The organism is Micromonospora sp. WMMA1998, assembly GCF_027497375.1.
GTDB classification, from domain to species: Bacteria; Actinomycetota; Actinomycetes; order Mycobacteriales; family Micromonosporaceae; genus Micromonospora; species Micromonospora sediminicola.
The window spans coordinates 4585086-4598474 of sequence record NZ_CP114911.1; the positions used below are offsets into that span (position 1 = coordinate 4585086).

The window sequence follows — 13389 nt, forward strand, 5'->3', positions numbered from 1 at the left end:
CGCGTCTGTCGCCGCGCCGCGACCTGGAGCCGTCGCCCGACGATCCCAGCTCGGCGCGTCTGTCGCCGCGCCGCGACCTGGAGCCGTCGTCGTCGTCCGTGCTCGGTTCGGTCGGCGCGCGCGTGCCGGACGTCGAGCGGATCGCCGTGCTGCGCGCCAACGCGCTCGGCGACTTCATCTTCGTGCTGCCGGCGCTGGACGCGCTGCGGGCCGCGTACCCGTCGGCGGAGATCGTGCTGCTCGGCGCGCCGTGGCACGCGGCGCTCTGGCGCGACCGGCCCGGCCCGGTGGACCGGGTGCTGGTGGTGCCGCCCGCGCCCGGCCTCCGCGACCTCGGCCCCGACGAGAGCCCGGCGGACCCGGCGGAGTTCCTGGCCGCCGCCCGGACCGAACGGTTCGACCTAGCATTGCAGGTGCACGGCGGCGGGGCCAACTCCAACCCGTTCGTCGCCGGGCTCGGCGCCCGGGTCACCGCCGGGCTGCGGGCGGACGGCGCGCCGCCGCTCGACCGCTGGCTGCGCTACGTCTACTACCAGCACGAGGTGATCCGCTATCTGGAGGTGGCCGCCCTGGTCGGGGCGCCGGCCACCACGATCACCCCGGCGCTGGCGGTGACCGACGCCGACCGGGCCGAGGCCGCCGAGGTGCTCGGCGCGCCCGCACGCCCCCGGGTCGCGTTGCACCCGGGCGCCACCGACACCCGGCGGCGCTGGCCGGCGGAGAGCTTCGCCGAGGTCGCCCGGGCGCTGACCGGGGACGGGTACGAGGTGCTGGTCACCGGCACCCCGGCCGAGCGGGAGACGGTCGACGCGGTGGTCGCGGCGGCCGGGGTGCCGGTGCGCCCGCAGGTCGGCACGCTCAGCCTCGGCGCGCTGGCCGCGGCCTACGCGGACTGCGCGCTGGTGGTCTCCAACGACACCGGCCCGCTGCACCTGGCCGCCGCGGTGGGTGCGCCGACGGTCGGGATCTTCTGGGTCGGCAACCTGATCAACGGGGCCTCTCCGCTGCGCGGCCGGCACCGCCCGATCGCCGCCTGGACCACGCTCTGCCCGGTCTGCGGCGTCGACTGCACGCCGGGGATCTACCCGCACCGCCCGGGCGACGGCGAGTGCCCGCACCGGGTGTCGTTCGTGGCCGACGTGCCGGTCGCCGAGGTGGTGGAGGCGGCCCGGGAGCTGCTCACACCTCCGCCGTCGACTCGCTGAGCACGACCTCCCACGCCTCCACGTCCCGCTCGGTGACGGTGGTCGGCGACTCCAGGTGGTAGGCCCCGCTGGGCAGCACCCCGGCGCCGCCGTGGCGCTCCAGCACGGCGAGTTGGGCGGCGACGTCCTCGCCCTGGTGCCGCTCGGGCAGCCGCTCCCAGAAGTCGAAGCCGCCGGACTCGACCAGCTTGGCCCGGTCGTAGAGCACGCAGCCGCCGATCCAGGAGACCTTGTACGCCCGCCACGCGCCCGCCGGCAGGTCCAGCTTCTCGGTGACGTGCAGCAGGTTCGCCGCCGGGTGGATCGACGCCCGGTGCCACTCCGGGGTGCCGGGGCGGATCCGCTCCGGCTCCGGCCGGCCCGGCCACTCCTCGTAGTGCCGGTGGGTGTCGGGACGGACGTCGTCGGTGTAGGAGAGCCCGTGCACGGCATTGCCGACGAACCCGCAGCCCAGCTCGTCCAGCGCGGTGACCAGGCGGGACAGGGCGCCCGGCTCCAGCCACACGTCGTCGTCGAGGCAGAGCACCGCCGCGGCCGCCGACCGGGACAGCAGGTAGGAGCGGTGCTCGGCCAGCCCGCGCCGGGGCAGCCGCCGGGTCAGCAGCACCGGGTGCCCCCGGTGGCGCAACGCCCGCACCATGGTGGCCGCCGCCGGGTGCGCGTACGCGGGTTCCCCGTCGGACTGGTCGCTGACCACCACCCCGAACCCGGGCACACCCTCCTGGGCGGCCAGCCCGGAGAGGGTGACCGCCAGCTCGGCCGGCCGGTTGCGGGTGGGGATCAGCACGTCCAGCCGGCGGGGCCGGCGGAACTGTTCGGGCGCGCCCGGGTCCAGCGGTCGGGTCACGCCGGCCTGCTCTCGCCCACCGCGGGGTGGTGCCGGTCGGGCACGGCCTCACGGCCCTCGCTCCGCTCGGTGCTCAACGACTGGGCGCGGATCCGGTCGATGATCGCCGAGGTGGAGCGGTCCGGCACGTACCCGAGGGTCCGCACCTGGCCGCCCAGCCGGCGGACCAGCGGCGCCTCCGGGACCATCTCCGGCGGGTAGTCGCCGCCCTTGACGTAGACGTCCGGCCGGACCGCCTCGATCAGCCGGGCCGGCGAGTCCTCCTCGAACACCACCACGTGGTCGACGCAGGCCAGCGCGGCCAGCAGGGCGATGCGGTCCTCGACCGGGTTGACCGGCCGGTCCGGGCCCTTGAGCCGCCGCACGCTGCCGTCCGAGTTGACCGCCACGATCAGCAGGTCGCCGAGCGCGCGGGCCTGGGTCAGGTAGCGGACGTGCCCGGGGTGCAGCACGTCGAAGCAGCCGTTGGTGAACACCACCGAGCGGCCGGCCCGGCGGTGGTCGGCGACGAGTGCGGTCAGTTCCTCGGCGCCGACCAGGGCCGGGTGCCCGGCCTCCTCGCCGCCGGTGCCCAGCGCGCCGAGCAGGTCCTCCCGGCGGCACACGCAGGTGCCGGTGTCGGCGACCGTGATGGTCGCGGCGAGCTGGGCGAGCTGGGCGGCGGTCGGCAGGCCCGCGTCGGCGGCGAGCGCCAGCGTCATGGCCGCCAGGTACGCGTCCCCGGCGCCCACCGCGTGGCTCGCCGGGACCGGGGTGCTGTGGCTGCGCCGGGGCGAGCCGTCGGCGCCGCCGACCACCGCGCCCTCGGTGTCCAGGGTCACCGCCACCACGTCCGCGCCGGTGTGGGCGCGCAGCTCGGGCAGGCGCGACTCGGCCAGCACCGCCCGGTCCACGCCCTCGCCGGCCGCCGCGTTCACCGTCACCCCCGTGCCGGTGACGCTGAGACCGTCCCCGGTGAACGCCACCCGTTCCTCGCCGGGCGTCGGCTCACCCGTCGGCCCGGCCGGACCGCCGGTGGCGGCCGTCGTGGCGGGCGCTCCGGAGGACGGGTGCGGGCCGCCCGTGGTGCGCTCGCCGGCCCCGCCGGGCGCGGCGCCCACCACCAGCTCGGACGGGCCGTCGGCCTCCGCCGGGTGGTCGAGGTGCAGGTCGCCGCCGCCGCGGACGGCACCCCGTTCGGCGTGCGCGAAGCCGGCGGCGGCGCGGGCCAGCAGCCGGGTCGCCTCGGCGAAGCTCGGGGTCACCACTGTCGGGTTGAGCCCGCGCCAGTCGGCCAGGTCGTGCGCGTCCAGCGCCACCGTGCCGTACCGGTCCCGGTTGGCGACCAGCCAGGCGCGTACCGCCGAGGGCAGCGCGCCCAGGCCGTAGTCGCAGACCACCAGCGTGAGCGGATGCCCGGCGGCCACCGCGCGCAGCTCCTCGGTGGCGCAGTGCAGCGCGGTCAGCAGGCGGGCCACCCCGTCTTCGTCGAGCGCGTCCTCCGGGCCGCCGGAGTCCTCCCGGAGCAGGATCTGGTTGCCGGCGAGCATCCGCCGCTTGACCGGGGTGGGACGGCCGGGCTGGCTCACCGTCCGGTCCCAGACCGCCGCGCGGTCCAGGCAGTCGTGCAGCTCGTCACCGGCCACGTCGGCGCCGACCGGGGCGACCAGCGCGGCCCGCCCACCGAGGGCGGCGACGTTGACCGCGGTGTTCGCGGCGCCGCCGGCCGCGGAGATCCGGCGGCGCAGGGTGAGGACCGGCGCGGGCGCCTCCCGGCAGAGCCGCTCCGACTCGGCGAACCGCCACTCGTCCAGCATGGCGTCGCCGACGACCAGCACGGGACGCCCCTGCCAGCTCGCCACCACGGTGGCCAGCCGGCGCTCTTCCGCTGCTGCTCCTGCCATGCCCCTCCGGGTCCCCCCGCTCCGACCGGCCAAACCTGCGCGGAGGTCGGGCGGGAGTGCGACGCGGGCCACCGGCGGCGTCCGGTTTCGGGGTATCGGCCGGGGGAACCGTGCAGACACACCCCGGAGAGGAGAGAGCAGCATGGCAGCGACACTTCAGGGCAAGCGGATCGCCTTCCTGGCCGCCGACGGCGTCGAGGAGGTCGAGTACACCAAGCCCCGGGAGGCGGTGGAGAACGCCGGCGCCCAGGTGGAGCTGGTCTCCATCGAGTCCGGCTCGATCCAGGCCTTCAACCACCTCGACCACGGCAAGCAGTACCAGGTCGACGTCACCACCAAGGAGGCGGACGCCGGGGCGTACGACGGGTTGGTGCTGCCCGGCGGCGTGGCGAACCCGGACTTCCTGCGGACGGACCCGGAGGCGGTCCGGTTCGTGAAGGCGTTCTTCGACGCCGGCAAGCCGGTCGGGGTGATCTGCCACGGCCCGTGGACGCTGGTCGAGGCGGACGTGGTGCGGGGCCGCACCATCACCTCCTGGCCGAGCCTGCGCACCGACCTCACCAACGCCGGCGCCACCTGGGTCGACCAGGAGGTCGTCACCGACAACGGCCTGGTCAGCAGCCGTAAGCCGGACGACCTGCCGGCGTTCTGCGCCAAGATCGTCGAGGAGTTCGCCGAGGGCCGGCACACCGCTCGCTGAAACCCGACCACCCACCGGGGGCATGATCCGCCCCCGGTGGGATAGGAAGCGGGATGACCGCCCAGGCCGCTCGTCCCGCCCTGCCCGCCCGCCAGATCCGCCTGCTGATGTTCGGTCTGATGACCGGCATGCTGCTGGCGGCGCTCGACCAGACCATCGTCGGTACCGCGCTGCCCACCATCGTCGGCGAGCTGGGCGGGATCAACCACTACTCCTGGGTGGTGACGGCGTACCTGCTGGCGTCGACCGCCTCGACGCCGCTCTACGGCAAGATGGCCGACCTGTACGGACGCCGGCCGGTCTTCCTCTTCTCGATCGGCACGTTCCTGCTCGGCTCGTTGCTGGCCGGCCTGTCGCAGGACATGACCCAGCTGATCGCCACCCGGGGGGTGCAGGGCCTGGGCGCGGGTGGCCTGATGACGCTGGCGTTCACCATCATCTCGGACGTGGTCTCCCCCCGGGAGCGGGGCCGCTACCAGGGTCTGTTCGGCGCCGTGTTCGGCCTGTCGTCGGTGGCCGGCCCGTTGGTGGGCGGCTACTTCGCGGAGACCAACTGGCGCTGGATCTTCTACATCAACGTGCCGCTGGCGATCCTCGCCATCGTGGTCTGCTGGCACGTCATGCGGCTGGTGCCGTTCCAGCGGCGCGAGCACACCGTCGACTGGGTCGGCGCGGCGCTGCTGGTCGCCGGCGTGAGCTGCCTGCTGCTGGCGCTGAGCTGGGGTGGCAACGAGTACGGCTGGGGCTCCGGCGTGATCGTCGGGCTGTTCGTGGCGGGCGCGGTGCTGGGCGTGCTGTTCCTGCTCCAGGAGGCCCGGACCCGGGAACCGATCCTGCCGCTGCGGCTGTTCCGCAAGCGGACGTTCGCGCTGGCCAACTCGGCCGGCTTCGTGCTCGGTCTGGTGATGTTCGGGTCGATCATCTTCATCCCGCTCTACCTCCAGATCGTCAAGGGCGCCTCGCCGACCCGCAGCGGTCTGCTGATGCTGCCGATGATGGCCGGCATCATCGTCACGTCGATCGTCACCGGCCGGGCGATGAGCCGGATCGGCCGGTACAAGTGGTTCCCGGTGGCCGGCGCGGCCGTGCTGGTGGTGGGCATGCTGCTGTTCCGGCAGCTCCAGGTGGGCACCTCGCTCTGGGCCGCGTTCGGCTACATGGTGGTGATCGGCGTCGGGCTGGGCCTGTGCATGCAGTCGTTGATCCTGGCGGTGCAGAACGCGGTGGACGTCCGCGACCTGGGCGCGGGCACCTCGTCGGCGACGTTCTTCCGGTCGCTGGGCGGGTCGTTCGGGGTGGCGATCCTGGGCGCGGTGCTGTCGTCGCGGCTCACCGCTGAGCTGTCCGACCGGCTGCCGGGCGCGATCGCCCAGCTCCCGCCGCAGCAGCGGGCGGCGGTGGCGGCCGGCGGTACGGAGAACATCTCGATCAACGACCCGGCGACCATCCTCGCCCTGCCCGGTCCGGTGCGCGCCGCGATCCAGGCGTCGTTCGTCGAGTCGCTGCACCTGGTCTTCCTGACCACCGGCCTGATCGCCGTGCTGGCGGTGCTGGTCACCCTCGCCATGCCGAACCACCAGCTGCGCGGTGCCGGCCCGCAGGGCTCGACCGGCGGCGCGGACCCGCTGGGTGGGAAGGCCGCCGCGCCGGGCGGCAAGCCGCTGCCGAAGGAGTCGAAGGACGAGGCCGCCGCCGACATGGAGGCGAAGTCGCAGACGATGCTGTGACCGGTGGGGCCGCCGGCGCGGCGCCGGGTCACTTGAGGATCAGGCGGTTGGTCTGCTCGAAGACGTCCAGGTCGGCGAGCGTCTCGTGCACGCTGGACGAGAGCGGGGTCGGGAACTCGTCCGGGTGGAAGAAGCCGGCGTCGGTGGTCTCGTCGGTGAAGCGCGACAGCTCCCCGTCCCACTCGTCGACCCGGAACGCGGTGGTGAAGACCTGGTAGGTGTGCCCGTACATGTTGGTGTGGGTGCGGTCCGGGCCGGTGTAGAGCGCGAACGCGCTGACCCGCAGCGCGCGCAGGCCGGTTTCCTCGCGGACCTCCCGGACCGCGCAGTCGGCGATCGACTCGCCCAGCTCCATCGCGCCGGCCGGCAGCGCCCACTGGCCGTTGTCGGAGCGCTGGATCAACAGCACCCGGGCGGCGTTGTCGCGCACCACGGCGCGGGCGCCGACGAACATCAGGGTGCGGTCACCAGCCAGGGCGCGGAGCTGCCCGACGTACGAGTCGGCCCACGAGATGCTCACCCGGACAATCTACGCACCGATCCCGGCCGGGCTCGGCCGATCCGGGGGTTCCGTTCGTGTGACCGGCGACACTACGTTGTTACCCATGCGTAGCACGATGATGGAAGCCCCCCTCCAGGTCGCCCGGATCCTCGAACACGGCTCCACCGTGCACGGCGCGGCGGAGGTGGTCACCTGGACCGGTGCCGAGCCCCGCCGGATGACGTACGCCGAGGTGGGGCGCGCGGCCGCCCGGCTGGCCCACGCGTTGCGCGACGAGTGCGGCGTGACCGGCGACGAGCGGGTGGCCACGTTCATGTGGAACAACAACGAGCACCTGGTGGCCTACTTCGCGGTGCCGAGCATGGGCGCGGTGCTGCACACGCTCAACATCCGGCTCTTCCCGGACCAGGTCGTCTACATCGCGAACCACGCCGAGGACCGGGTGGTGCTGGTCGACACCACACTCATCCCGCTGCTCGCCCGGGTGATCGGCGACATGACCACGGTGCGGCACGTGGTGGTGGTCGGCGGCGGCGACCCGGCCCCGCTGCTGGCCGCGGCCGGCGACCGGATCACCGTGCACCACTGGGACGCGCTGCTGGCCGACCGTCCGGACCGCTACGACTGGCCCGAGGTGGACGAGCGCGACGCGGCGGCGCTCTGCTACACCTCCGGGACCACCGGCAACCCCAAGGGCGTGGCCTACTCGCACCGCTCGATCTACCTGCACTCGCTCCAGGTGTGCATGCCGGAGGGCTTCGGCCTCGGCCCGAAGGACCGGGAGCTGGCCATCGTGCCGATGTTCCACGCCATGTCCTGGGGCCTGCCGTACGCGGCGTTCCTCTCCGGCGCCTCGCTGATCATGCCGGACCGCTTCCTCCAGGCCGAGCCGATCGCCGCCATGATCGCCGCCGAGCGGCCCACCCTGGCCGGCGCGGTGCCGACCATCTGGACCGACCTGCTGGCCTATCTGGACAGCCACGACGTGGACACGTCCTCGCTGACGGAGGTGATCGTCGGCGGTTCGGCGTGCCCGCCGGCGCTGATGCACGCGTTCCACGACCGGCACGGCATCGAGGTCATCCACGCCTGGGGCATGACCGAGATGTCCCCCCTCGGCTCGGTCTCCCGCCCGCCGGCCGGCGCGACCGGCGACGACGCGTGGGGCTACCGCTACACCCAGGGCCGGGTGCCGGCCGGCGTGGCCGCGCGGATCGTCGGCCCGCTGGGCGAGCCGCTGCCCGCGGACGGGACGTCCGTGGGCGAGCTGGAGGTCCGCGGGCCGTGGGTGACCGCCCGGTACGTCGGGGACGACGTGCCGGACGAGGAGAAGTTCCGGGACGGTTGGCTGCGTACCGGGGACGTCGGCACGCTCTCGCCGGACGGCTACATCACGCTGACGGACCGCGCGAAGGACGTGATCAAGTCGGGCGGGGAGTGGATCTCGTCGGTCGAGCTGGAGAACGCCCTGATGGCGCACCCGGCGGTGCTGGAGGCGTGCGTGGTGGGCGTGCCGGACGAGCGGTGGGACGAGCGTCCGCTGGCCACCGTGGTGGTCCGCGAGGGTGCCTCGGTCACCGCGGAGGAACTGCGCGACTTCCTGGCCACGTCGGTGGCCCGCTGGCAGTTGCCGGAGCGCTGGGCGTTCATCGACGCGGTGCCGAAGACCAGCGTGGGCAAGTTCGACAAGAAGGTCGTGCGCTCGCGGTACGCGGACGGCGGGCTGGAGGTGCGCGAACTGACCGCGCCGTAACACTTTCCGGCGTACCGTCGCCAACACGGGTAGGAACACGATCCCAACGGACATTCCTCCCAGAGGGCGGCCCCGGCGTTCGCACCGCGCCGGGGCCGCCCGTCCGTTACGGGGTGACCCGCACCGTCATTGTTGCGAAACTTGTTCGCCTCTGTCCCGATGTCGGGGAAATCCGGTTGCCTACTCGTCGGCGGTGCTCACGAGCACCTTGCCCACCACGCTGTCCTGCACCGCCTGCTGCGCGGCGGCGGCCTCCGCCAGCGGATACCGGTGCAACGGCACGCCCGCCTGTTCGCCGACCCGGACCGCGCCCTGCGCCACCGCCGCCGCGATGTCGGTGACCGCCTGCGCCTTGGCCACCTTCGGGGCGGTGTAGACCAGCACGAACTGCCAGCGCGCGTTCGGGCCCATCAGCGGCCGGATCGGCAACGTCACCTCGTCGCCGCCGTCGTCGGCGTACACGCAGACCGCCGCGCCGGTGCGCAGGATCTGCACGTCGGCGGCGGCGTTGCGGGCGGCCGATACCTCGACGATCGTGTGCACCCCGTCGGGCGCGACCTTGCGGACCTCCTCGACCACGTCCTGCTCGCGATAGTTGATCACGAAGTTGGCCCCGGCCGCCGCCGCGAGCTGCGCCTTCTCCGGACTGCTCACCGTGGTGATCACGCAGGCGTCGGCCCAGCGGGCGAGCTGGATCGCCGCGTTGCCCACCGCGCCCGCCCCGCCCTGCACCAGCACCACGTGGTCGCTCAACGCGCCGGCGTGCAGCTTGTCCGGCATGAACTCGCCGGCGGTCAGGCACCGGTGCGCGGTCATGAACGGGATGCCCAGCGCCGCGCCCAGGTCGAACGAGGCCGAGCCGAGCGGCACCGCGTGCCGGACCGGCACCACTGTGTATTCGCTGGCCGTGCCCCAGGGCCGCTGCCAGGCCGCCTCCCAGATCCAGACCCGCTCGCCGATCAGGATCCGGTCCACACCCTCGCCGACCGCCTCGACCACGCCGGCGCCGTCCTGGTGCGGAATCTGCCAGCCGGCCGGCAGGGGCCACGCCTGGCGGGCCTTCCAGTCGGTCGGGTTCACCCCCGACACCGCCATCCGCACCAGCACCTCGCCGGGGCCGGGCTCCGGCACCGGCCGGTCCACCAGTTGGAGCACCGAGGCGTCCCCGCTGCGCTCGTACACGATCGCCTTCATCGTCGTCCCTCCGCCGTCGTCGTGGGTGCGCTACCCGAAGGTCGCGCGAACATGCCGGCCCCGCCTCAGCCCAGGTCCGCCAGCAACTCCGGGGTGAGCGCGTCGATCGAGGGGAGCAGCACGGCCGCGAGCGCCTCGGCGTCCGGATCGAGCGGGTACGACCCGTGCGGCACCGCCACCACCCGACAGCCCGCCGCGGCGGCCGAGCGGACGCCGTTCGACGAGTCCTCCACCGCCACGCACCGGGCCGGGTCGACGTCCAGGCGTTCGGCCACCGCCAGCCAGACGTCCGGCGCCGGCTTGCCCCGGGCGGTCTCCTCGGTCGACAGCGTCGCGCCGAACGCGCCCGCCAGGCCCGTCGCGTCCAGCGCCGCGGCGATCAGCCGGGTCGGCGACGAGCTGGCCAGCCCGAGCGGCCACCGCGCGGCCGTTCGGCGCACCACCGCGTCCGCGCCGTCGATCAGCGGTACGCGTCGCGCGTACCGGTCGGTCATCTCGGCCACCACCTCGGCGGCGACCTGCTCGGCCGACCGGTCGACGCCCAGCTCGCCGCTGAGGTACGCCGCCCACTCGCCGGTGCTCATGCCCATCAACCGGCGCTGGGTGTCGGGCTGCCAGACGCCGCCGTGCGTCGCCACGTACGCCCGGCGGACCTCCTCCCAGACCGGCTCGGAATCCACGATCACGCCGTCGAGGTCGAAGAGCACCGCGTCCACCATGCCGTCATCCTGCCCCAGCCGGCGGCCCGGTTCAGCCCGGCAGGGTCACCCCGGCGGAGCGCTGCGCGGGCAGACCGATCGGGGCCTGCGGCGGGATGATCGTGCGGCACCGGGTGGCGATCGGGTCGAGCAGCTCCCGCAGCCGCGCGGTGCGCTCCGCGCCCAGTGCCCGCCACGGGCCCGACGCGGCCCGGTCGGTGGCGTCCTCGACGCTCCGGAACGTCTCGGTGGCGTACGCGGTGGGCTCCCGCTCGGTGGTCAGCCACCCCTTCTCGACCAGCCGCTCCTCCGCGGCGGACCACTGCTCGTCGGTCCAGCCCCGGGCCGGCTGGTGGAACTCGCGCGACTGGTCGACCCGGCACCGCCAGGCCACCACCTCGACCGGCTCCAGACCGGTGGTCACCAGCGCCGCCACGTGCCCGTCGCCCCGGTGCTCGCGCAGCGTGGCGGCCGCCTGCCAGAGGCGGGCCAGCGGGTACTCCCCGCGGGGCAGGGCGGCGTTGACCGCGCCGAGCACCCGACCCGCCGTGTCCACCCGCCCGGCCGCCTCCTCCAGCAGCTCGGCGGCCTCGACGAGGTGGGACTCGGGCAGCTCGTAGGTGAACTCGGCGAGCGCCTGCACCGCGCCGGTGAGCCGGGCGCGCAGCGCCTCCTCCGGCGTGGCCAGCCGCCACACCGACGGCAGCGCGCGGGCCACCATCGGCGGCGCGAAGCTGAAGAAGGCGGCCGTGACCGTCGGCGCGTCCACCGGCCCGAGCGGCGCGGCCCGGCCGGCGAAGTAGCCGCGCCAGTAGCCGCGCAGCCCGACCGCCTCGAACGCGGCCCGGGCGCGCGGGTGGAAGTAGGTCACCGCGTGGACCGGCTCGAAGAGCGTCCACATCCGCCGGGCCGCCTCGGGATCGTTCAGCGCCGCCACGTTGCACCTCCGCGTCGGTGGGCAGTCGCCGTGGGCGGACGTGCCGCCCACGGTGACCACGAACCTACTGCCGGTGGGTGACCGGGCGGAAGCCTGGAGTGATCTACTGCGCAGCCAGCACGTCGACGACGAAGCGCAGCGGCCCGGCCGGACGGCCGCCCGAGGCGTCGTTGCCGTAGGCCAGGTCGGCCGGCAGGTCCAGCTGCACCCGGCTGCCCACCGGCACGCCGACCAGGCCCTGGTCCCAGCCCTTGATGACCTGGCCCACGCCGATCTGGAAGCTGGCCGGCTGACCGTTGTCCCAGGACGCGTCGAACTGCTTGCCGTCCTTGTAGAAGACGCCCACGTAGTTGGTGGTGATGGTCTGGCCGGCCTTCACCGCCGGGCCGGTGCCCTTGACCAGCGTCGTGACGGTCAGCTTCTTCAGGTCACCCGAGCCGGCCTGGACGGTCGGCTTGGTCTTCAGCGCCGGGTCGGTGCCCGCGGGCAGCTCCGGGGCGGGCGGCGCGGCGGGCTCGACCGGGGCGCTGGGGCTGGCCGAGGTGGCGGTGGCGGGCTTGTCGTCGTCCCCGCTGTTCAGCCAGACCAGACCACCGACCAGGGCCACCACGGCGAGCACACCGGCGGCCGCGCCGAGCATCGACTGCCGGCGGCGGCGCGCCTCGGCGGCCTTCTTCTCGGCCAACTGGGCGGCCAACCGCCGCTGTGCCTTGGTGGCCGGGGCCTGGCCCGCCGTCCGGTTCTCCACACGCTCGCTCACGTCGACTCCCTGCAGGTGGGTGGATGCGCGCAAACGGTACCCGCCCACACGCCCACTGTGAGAAAAGGCGGGGGCCCTTCTTAACGCATTCGGTATGGGCGGGGCCCCTTCTTCACACCTCAGCCCTCGACGGGCACCACCATGAAATCGGTGACGAACCTCGCGACCCGGTCGTCCGCGTCCCGGCCGATCCAGGTGCCGTAGCAGCCGTCCCCCCAGCCCGACCAGACCGCCACCACGTTCGCGCCGGTCGCCTCGTCCACGACCGCGTCGACCAGGCCGGGCACCGGACCAGGGGCGGAGCCCTCGTCCTCGGCGATGAAAACCTCCTCGATCCGGTCGTAGTCCCAGTCCTCGATCACGGCGAGAGCGTCGCGGTCGGCCAGCGTGCCGGTGCCGGCGTCCACGCCGTACCCGAAGAAGCCGTCCGGTCCCAGCTCGCCGATGTCCTGGCCGTCGACGACGGCCATCTCCCACCGCGAGACCGGCTCGTCCCGGACGACGACCTCCAGCGCCGCGACCCGCCGGTCGGCTTCGTCGCCGTCGTGGCGGACCGACGACACCCAGGCACGTGCCGGATAACGGCCGGGCGCGACGGCGACCGTGTACGGGTCGCTCTCCGGGCAGACCAGCGGATCGCACCCCACCAGCCGGCCGGTCGGCAGCACGACCTCACCGGCAGGGTGCGCCTCGATCACGTGTACGGCCGTACCGTCCTCGAACCGGGCGCCGGGGGTGAGCAGCCGCTCGAAGTCTGGGGTGTACGGCATGGGAGGTGTCCTTTCATCGGCTGACGGCCGGCGGAGCGTACCGGCGGCGGCGGACAATCCACCGAGGTACGTTCTCGACCAACCCCGCACGTCGCCCCGGTCCGGGTGGACACCGACGGCGAGCACATCCTGTTCAACACGGCAAAGGGCCGGCAGAAGTACCTCAACATGGCGCGCAACCCGGTGGTCGCGGTGTCGGTGGTGGACAAGGCGGACGACTTCCGCACGCTCTGGGTGAAGGGCACCGCCGAGTTGGTGACCGAGGGCGCCGACGAGCACATCGACCGGATGGCGAAGAAGTATCTGGACCAGGACGCGTACCCGTGGCGCCGCCCCGGCGAGGAACGCGTCATCGTGCGCGTCACGCCGACGGAGAAGCTCGGCCGGGGGTGATAAGAGGGGGCCCCGCCTAT

12 protein-coding genes and 1 pseudogene are annotated in these 13389 nt (G+C 74.0%); 5 read left to right on the forward strand and 8 right to left on the reverse strand.

The window, feature by feature from the left end:
* Positions 1–98 precede the first annotated feature (98 nt).
* Positions 99–1205: a glycosyltransferase family 9 protein gene (locus tag O7600_RS21085; protein WP_281594221.1), complete on the forward strand. Its 1107-nt coding sequence runs from the start codon at positions 99–101 to the stop codon at positions 1203–1205.
* On the opposite strand, the gene O7600_RS21090 is transcribed toward O7600_RS21085, so the two are convergent.
* Both O7600_RS21090 and rfaE2 read right to left on the reverse strand, forming a co-directional pair.
* A complete protein-coding gene (locus tag O7600_RS21090) occupies positions 1180–2052 on the reverse strand; it encodes a glycosyltransferase (protein WP_281589878.1) in 873 nt (290 codons plus the stop codon). The genes O7600_RS21085 and O7600_RS21090 overlap by 26 nt on opposite strands.
* A complete protein-coding gene (rfaE2, locus tag O7600_RS21095) occupies positions 2049–3935 on the reverse strand; it encodes a D-glycero-beta-D-manno-heptose 1-phosphate adenylyltransferase (RefSeq protein WP_281589880.1) in 1887 nt (628 codons plus the stop codon). Before rfaE2 ends, O7600_RS21090 begins: the two co-directional genes overlap by 4 nt.
* A 142-nt stretch (positions 3936–4077) precedes the next feature.
* Here rfaE2 and O7600_RS21100 point away from each other — a divergent pair, with 142 nt between their 5' ends.
* The gene (locus tag O7600_RS21100; protein WP_091583405.1) at positions 4078–4635 is read left to right on the forward strand and encodes a type 1 glutamine amidotransferase domain-containing protein; all 558 of its coding nucleotides are present in this window, start codon (positions 4078–4080) and stop codon (positions 4633–4635) included.
* A gap of 53 nt (positions 4636–4688) precedes the next feature.
* The gene (locus tag O7600_RS21105; RefSeq protein ID WP_281589884.1) at positions 4689–6362 is read left to right on the forward strand and encodes an MDR family MFS transporter; all 1674 of its coding nucleotides are present in this window, start codon (positions 4689–4691) and stop codon (positions 6360–6362) included.
* 28 nt (positions 6363–6390) lie between these two features.
* On the opposite strand, the gene O7600_RS21110 is transcribed toward O7600_RS21105, so the two are convergent.
* The gene (locus O7600_RS21110; RefSeq protein WP_091583400.1) at positions 6391–6882 is read right to left on the reverse strand and encodes an NUDIX domain-containing protein; all 492 of its coding nucleotides are present in this window, start codon (positions 6880–6882) and stop codon (positions 6391–6393) included.
* 85 nt (positions 6883–6967) lie between these two features.
* Between O7600_RS21110 and O7600_RS21115 the strand changes: the two genes are divergently transcribed.
* On the forward strand, positions 6968–8617 hold the full coding sequence (locus O7600_RS21115) for a fatty acid--CoA ligase (protein WP_091583394.1): 1650 nt from the start codon (positions 6968–6970) through the stop codon (positions 8615–8617).
* 180 nt (positions 8618–8797) lie between these two features.
* Here the strand turns inward: O7600_RS21115 and O7600_RS21120 are convergent, their stop codons facing one another.
* The 5 genes from O7600_RS21120 to O7600_RS21140 all read right to left on the reverse strand — a co-directional run bounded on the left by O7600_RS21120 (position 8798) and on the right by O7600_RS21140 (position 12976).
* Positions 8798–9811, reverse strand: coding sequence for an NADPH:quinone reductase (locus O7600_RS21120; RefSeq protein WP_281589888.1), 1014 nt, complete (start codon positions 9809–9811; stop codon positions 8798–8800).
* A 65-nt stretch (positions 9812–9876) separates the two neighbouring features.
* Positions 9877–10530, reverse strand: coding sequence for an HAD family phosphatase (locus O7600_RS21125; RefSeq protein WP_281589890.1), 654 nt, complete (start codon positions 10528–10530; stop codon positions 9877–9879).
* Positions 10531–10561: 31 nt separating this feature from the next.
* The gene (locus O7600_RS21130; protein WP_281594222.1) at positions 10562–11410 is read right to left on the reverse strand and encodes a hypothetical protein; all 849 of its coding nucleotides are present in this window, start codon (positions 11408–11410) and stop codon (positions 10562–10564) included.
* 139 nt (positions 11411–11549) lie between these two features.
* Positions 11550–12206: an FKBP-type peptidyl-prolyl cis-trans isomerase gene (locus O7600_RS21135; RefSeq protein WP_281589892.1), complete on the reverse strand. Its 657-nt coding sequence runs from the start codon at positions 12204–12206 to the stop codon at positions 11550–11552.
* Between the two features lie 119 nt (positions 12207–12325).
* Positions 12326–12976 (reverse strand): DUF4241 domain-containing protein, encoded by a 651-nt coding sequence (locus tag O7600_RS21140; protein WP_281589894.1) that lies wholly within the window; start codon positions 12974–12976, stop codon positions 12326–12328.
* 84 nt (positions 12977–13060) lie between these two features.
* Between O7600_RS21140 and O7600_RS21145 the strand changes: the two are divergent.
* Positions 13061–13369, forward strand: a pseudogene (locus O7600_RS21145) (TIGR03618 family F420-dependent PPOX class oxidoreductase); the annotation flags it as partial.
* Positions 13370–13389: the final 20 nt, after the last annotated feature.

Excerpts from the sequence above, each read along its gene's own strand:
- O7600_RS21100 (WP_091583405.1), top strand. The coding sequence starts at position 4,078 with ATGGCAGCGACACTTCAGGGCAAGCGGATCGCCTTCCTGGCCGCCGAC.
- O7600_RS21140 (WP_281589894.1), bottom strand. The coding sequence starts at position 12,976 with ATGCCGTACACCCCAGACTTCGAGCGGCTGCTCACCCCCGGCGCCCGG.
- O7600_RS21115 (WP_091583394.1), top strand. The coding sequence starts at position 6,968 with ATGCGTAGCACGATGATGGAAGCCCCCCTCCAGGTCGCCCGGATCCTC.
- O7600_RS21120 (WP_281589888.1), bottom strand. The coding sequence starts at position 9,811 with ATGAAGGCGATCGTGTACGAGCGCAGCGGGGACGCCTCGGTGCTCCAA.
- O7600_RS21125 (WP_281589890.1), bottom strand. The coding sequence starts at position 10,530 with ATGGTGGACGCGGTGCTCTTCGACCTCGACGGCGTGATCGTGGATTCC.
- rfaE2 (WP_281589880.1), bottom strand. The coding sequence starts at position 3,935 with ATGGCAGGAGCAGCAGCGGAAGAGCGCCGGCTGGCCACCGTGGTGGCG.
- O7600_RS21105 (WP_281589884.1), top strand. The coding sequence starts at position 4,689 with ATGACCGCCCAGGCCGCTCGTCCCGCCCTGCCCGCCCGCCAGATCCGC.
- O7600_RS21130 (WP_281594222.1), bottom strand. The coding sequence starts at position 11,410 with ATGTGGACGCTCTTCGAGCCGGTCCACGCGGTGACCTACTTCCACCCG.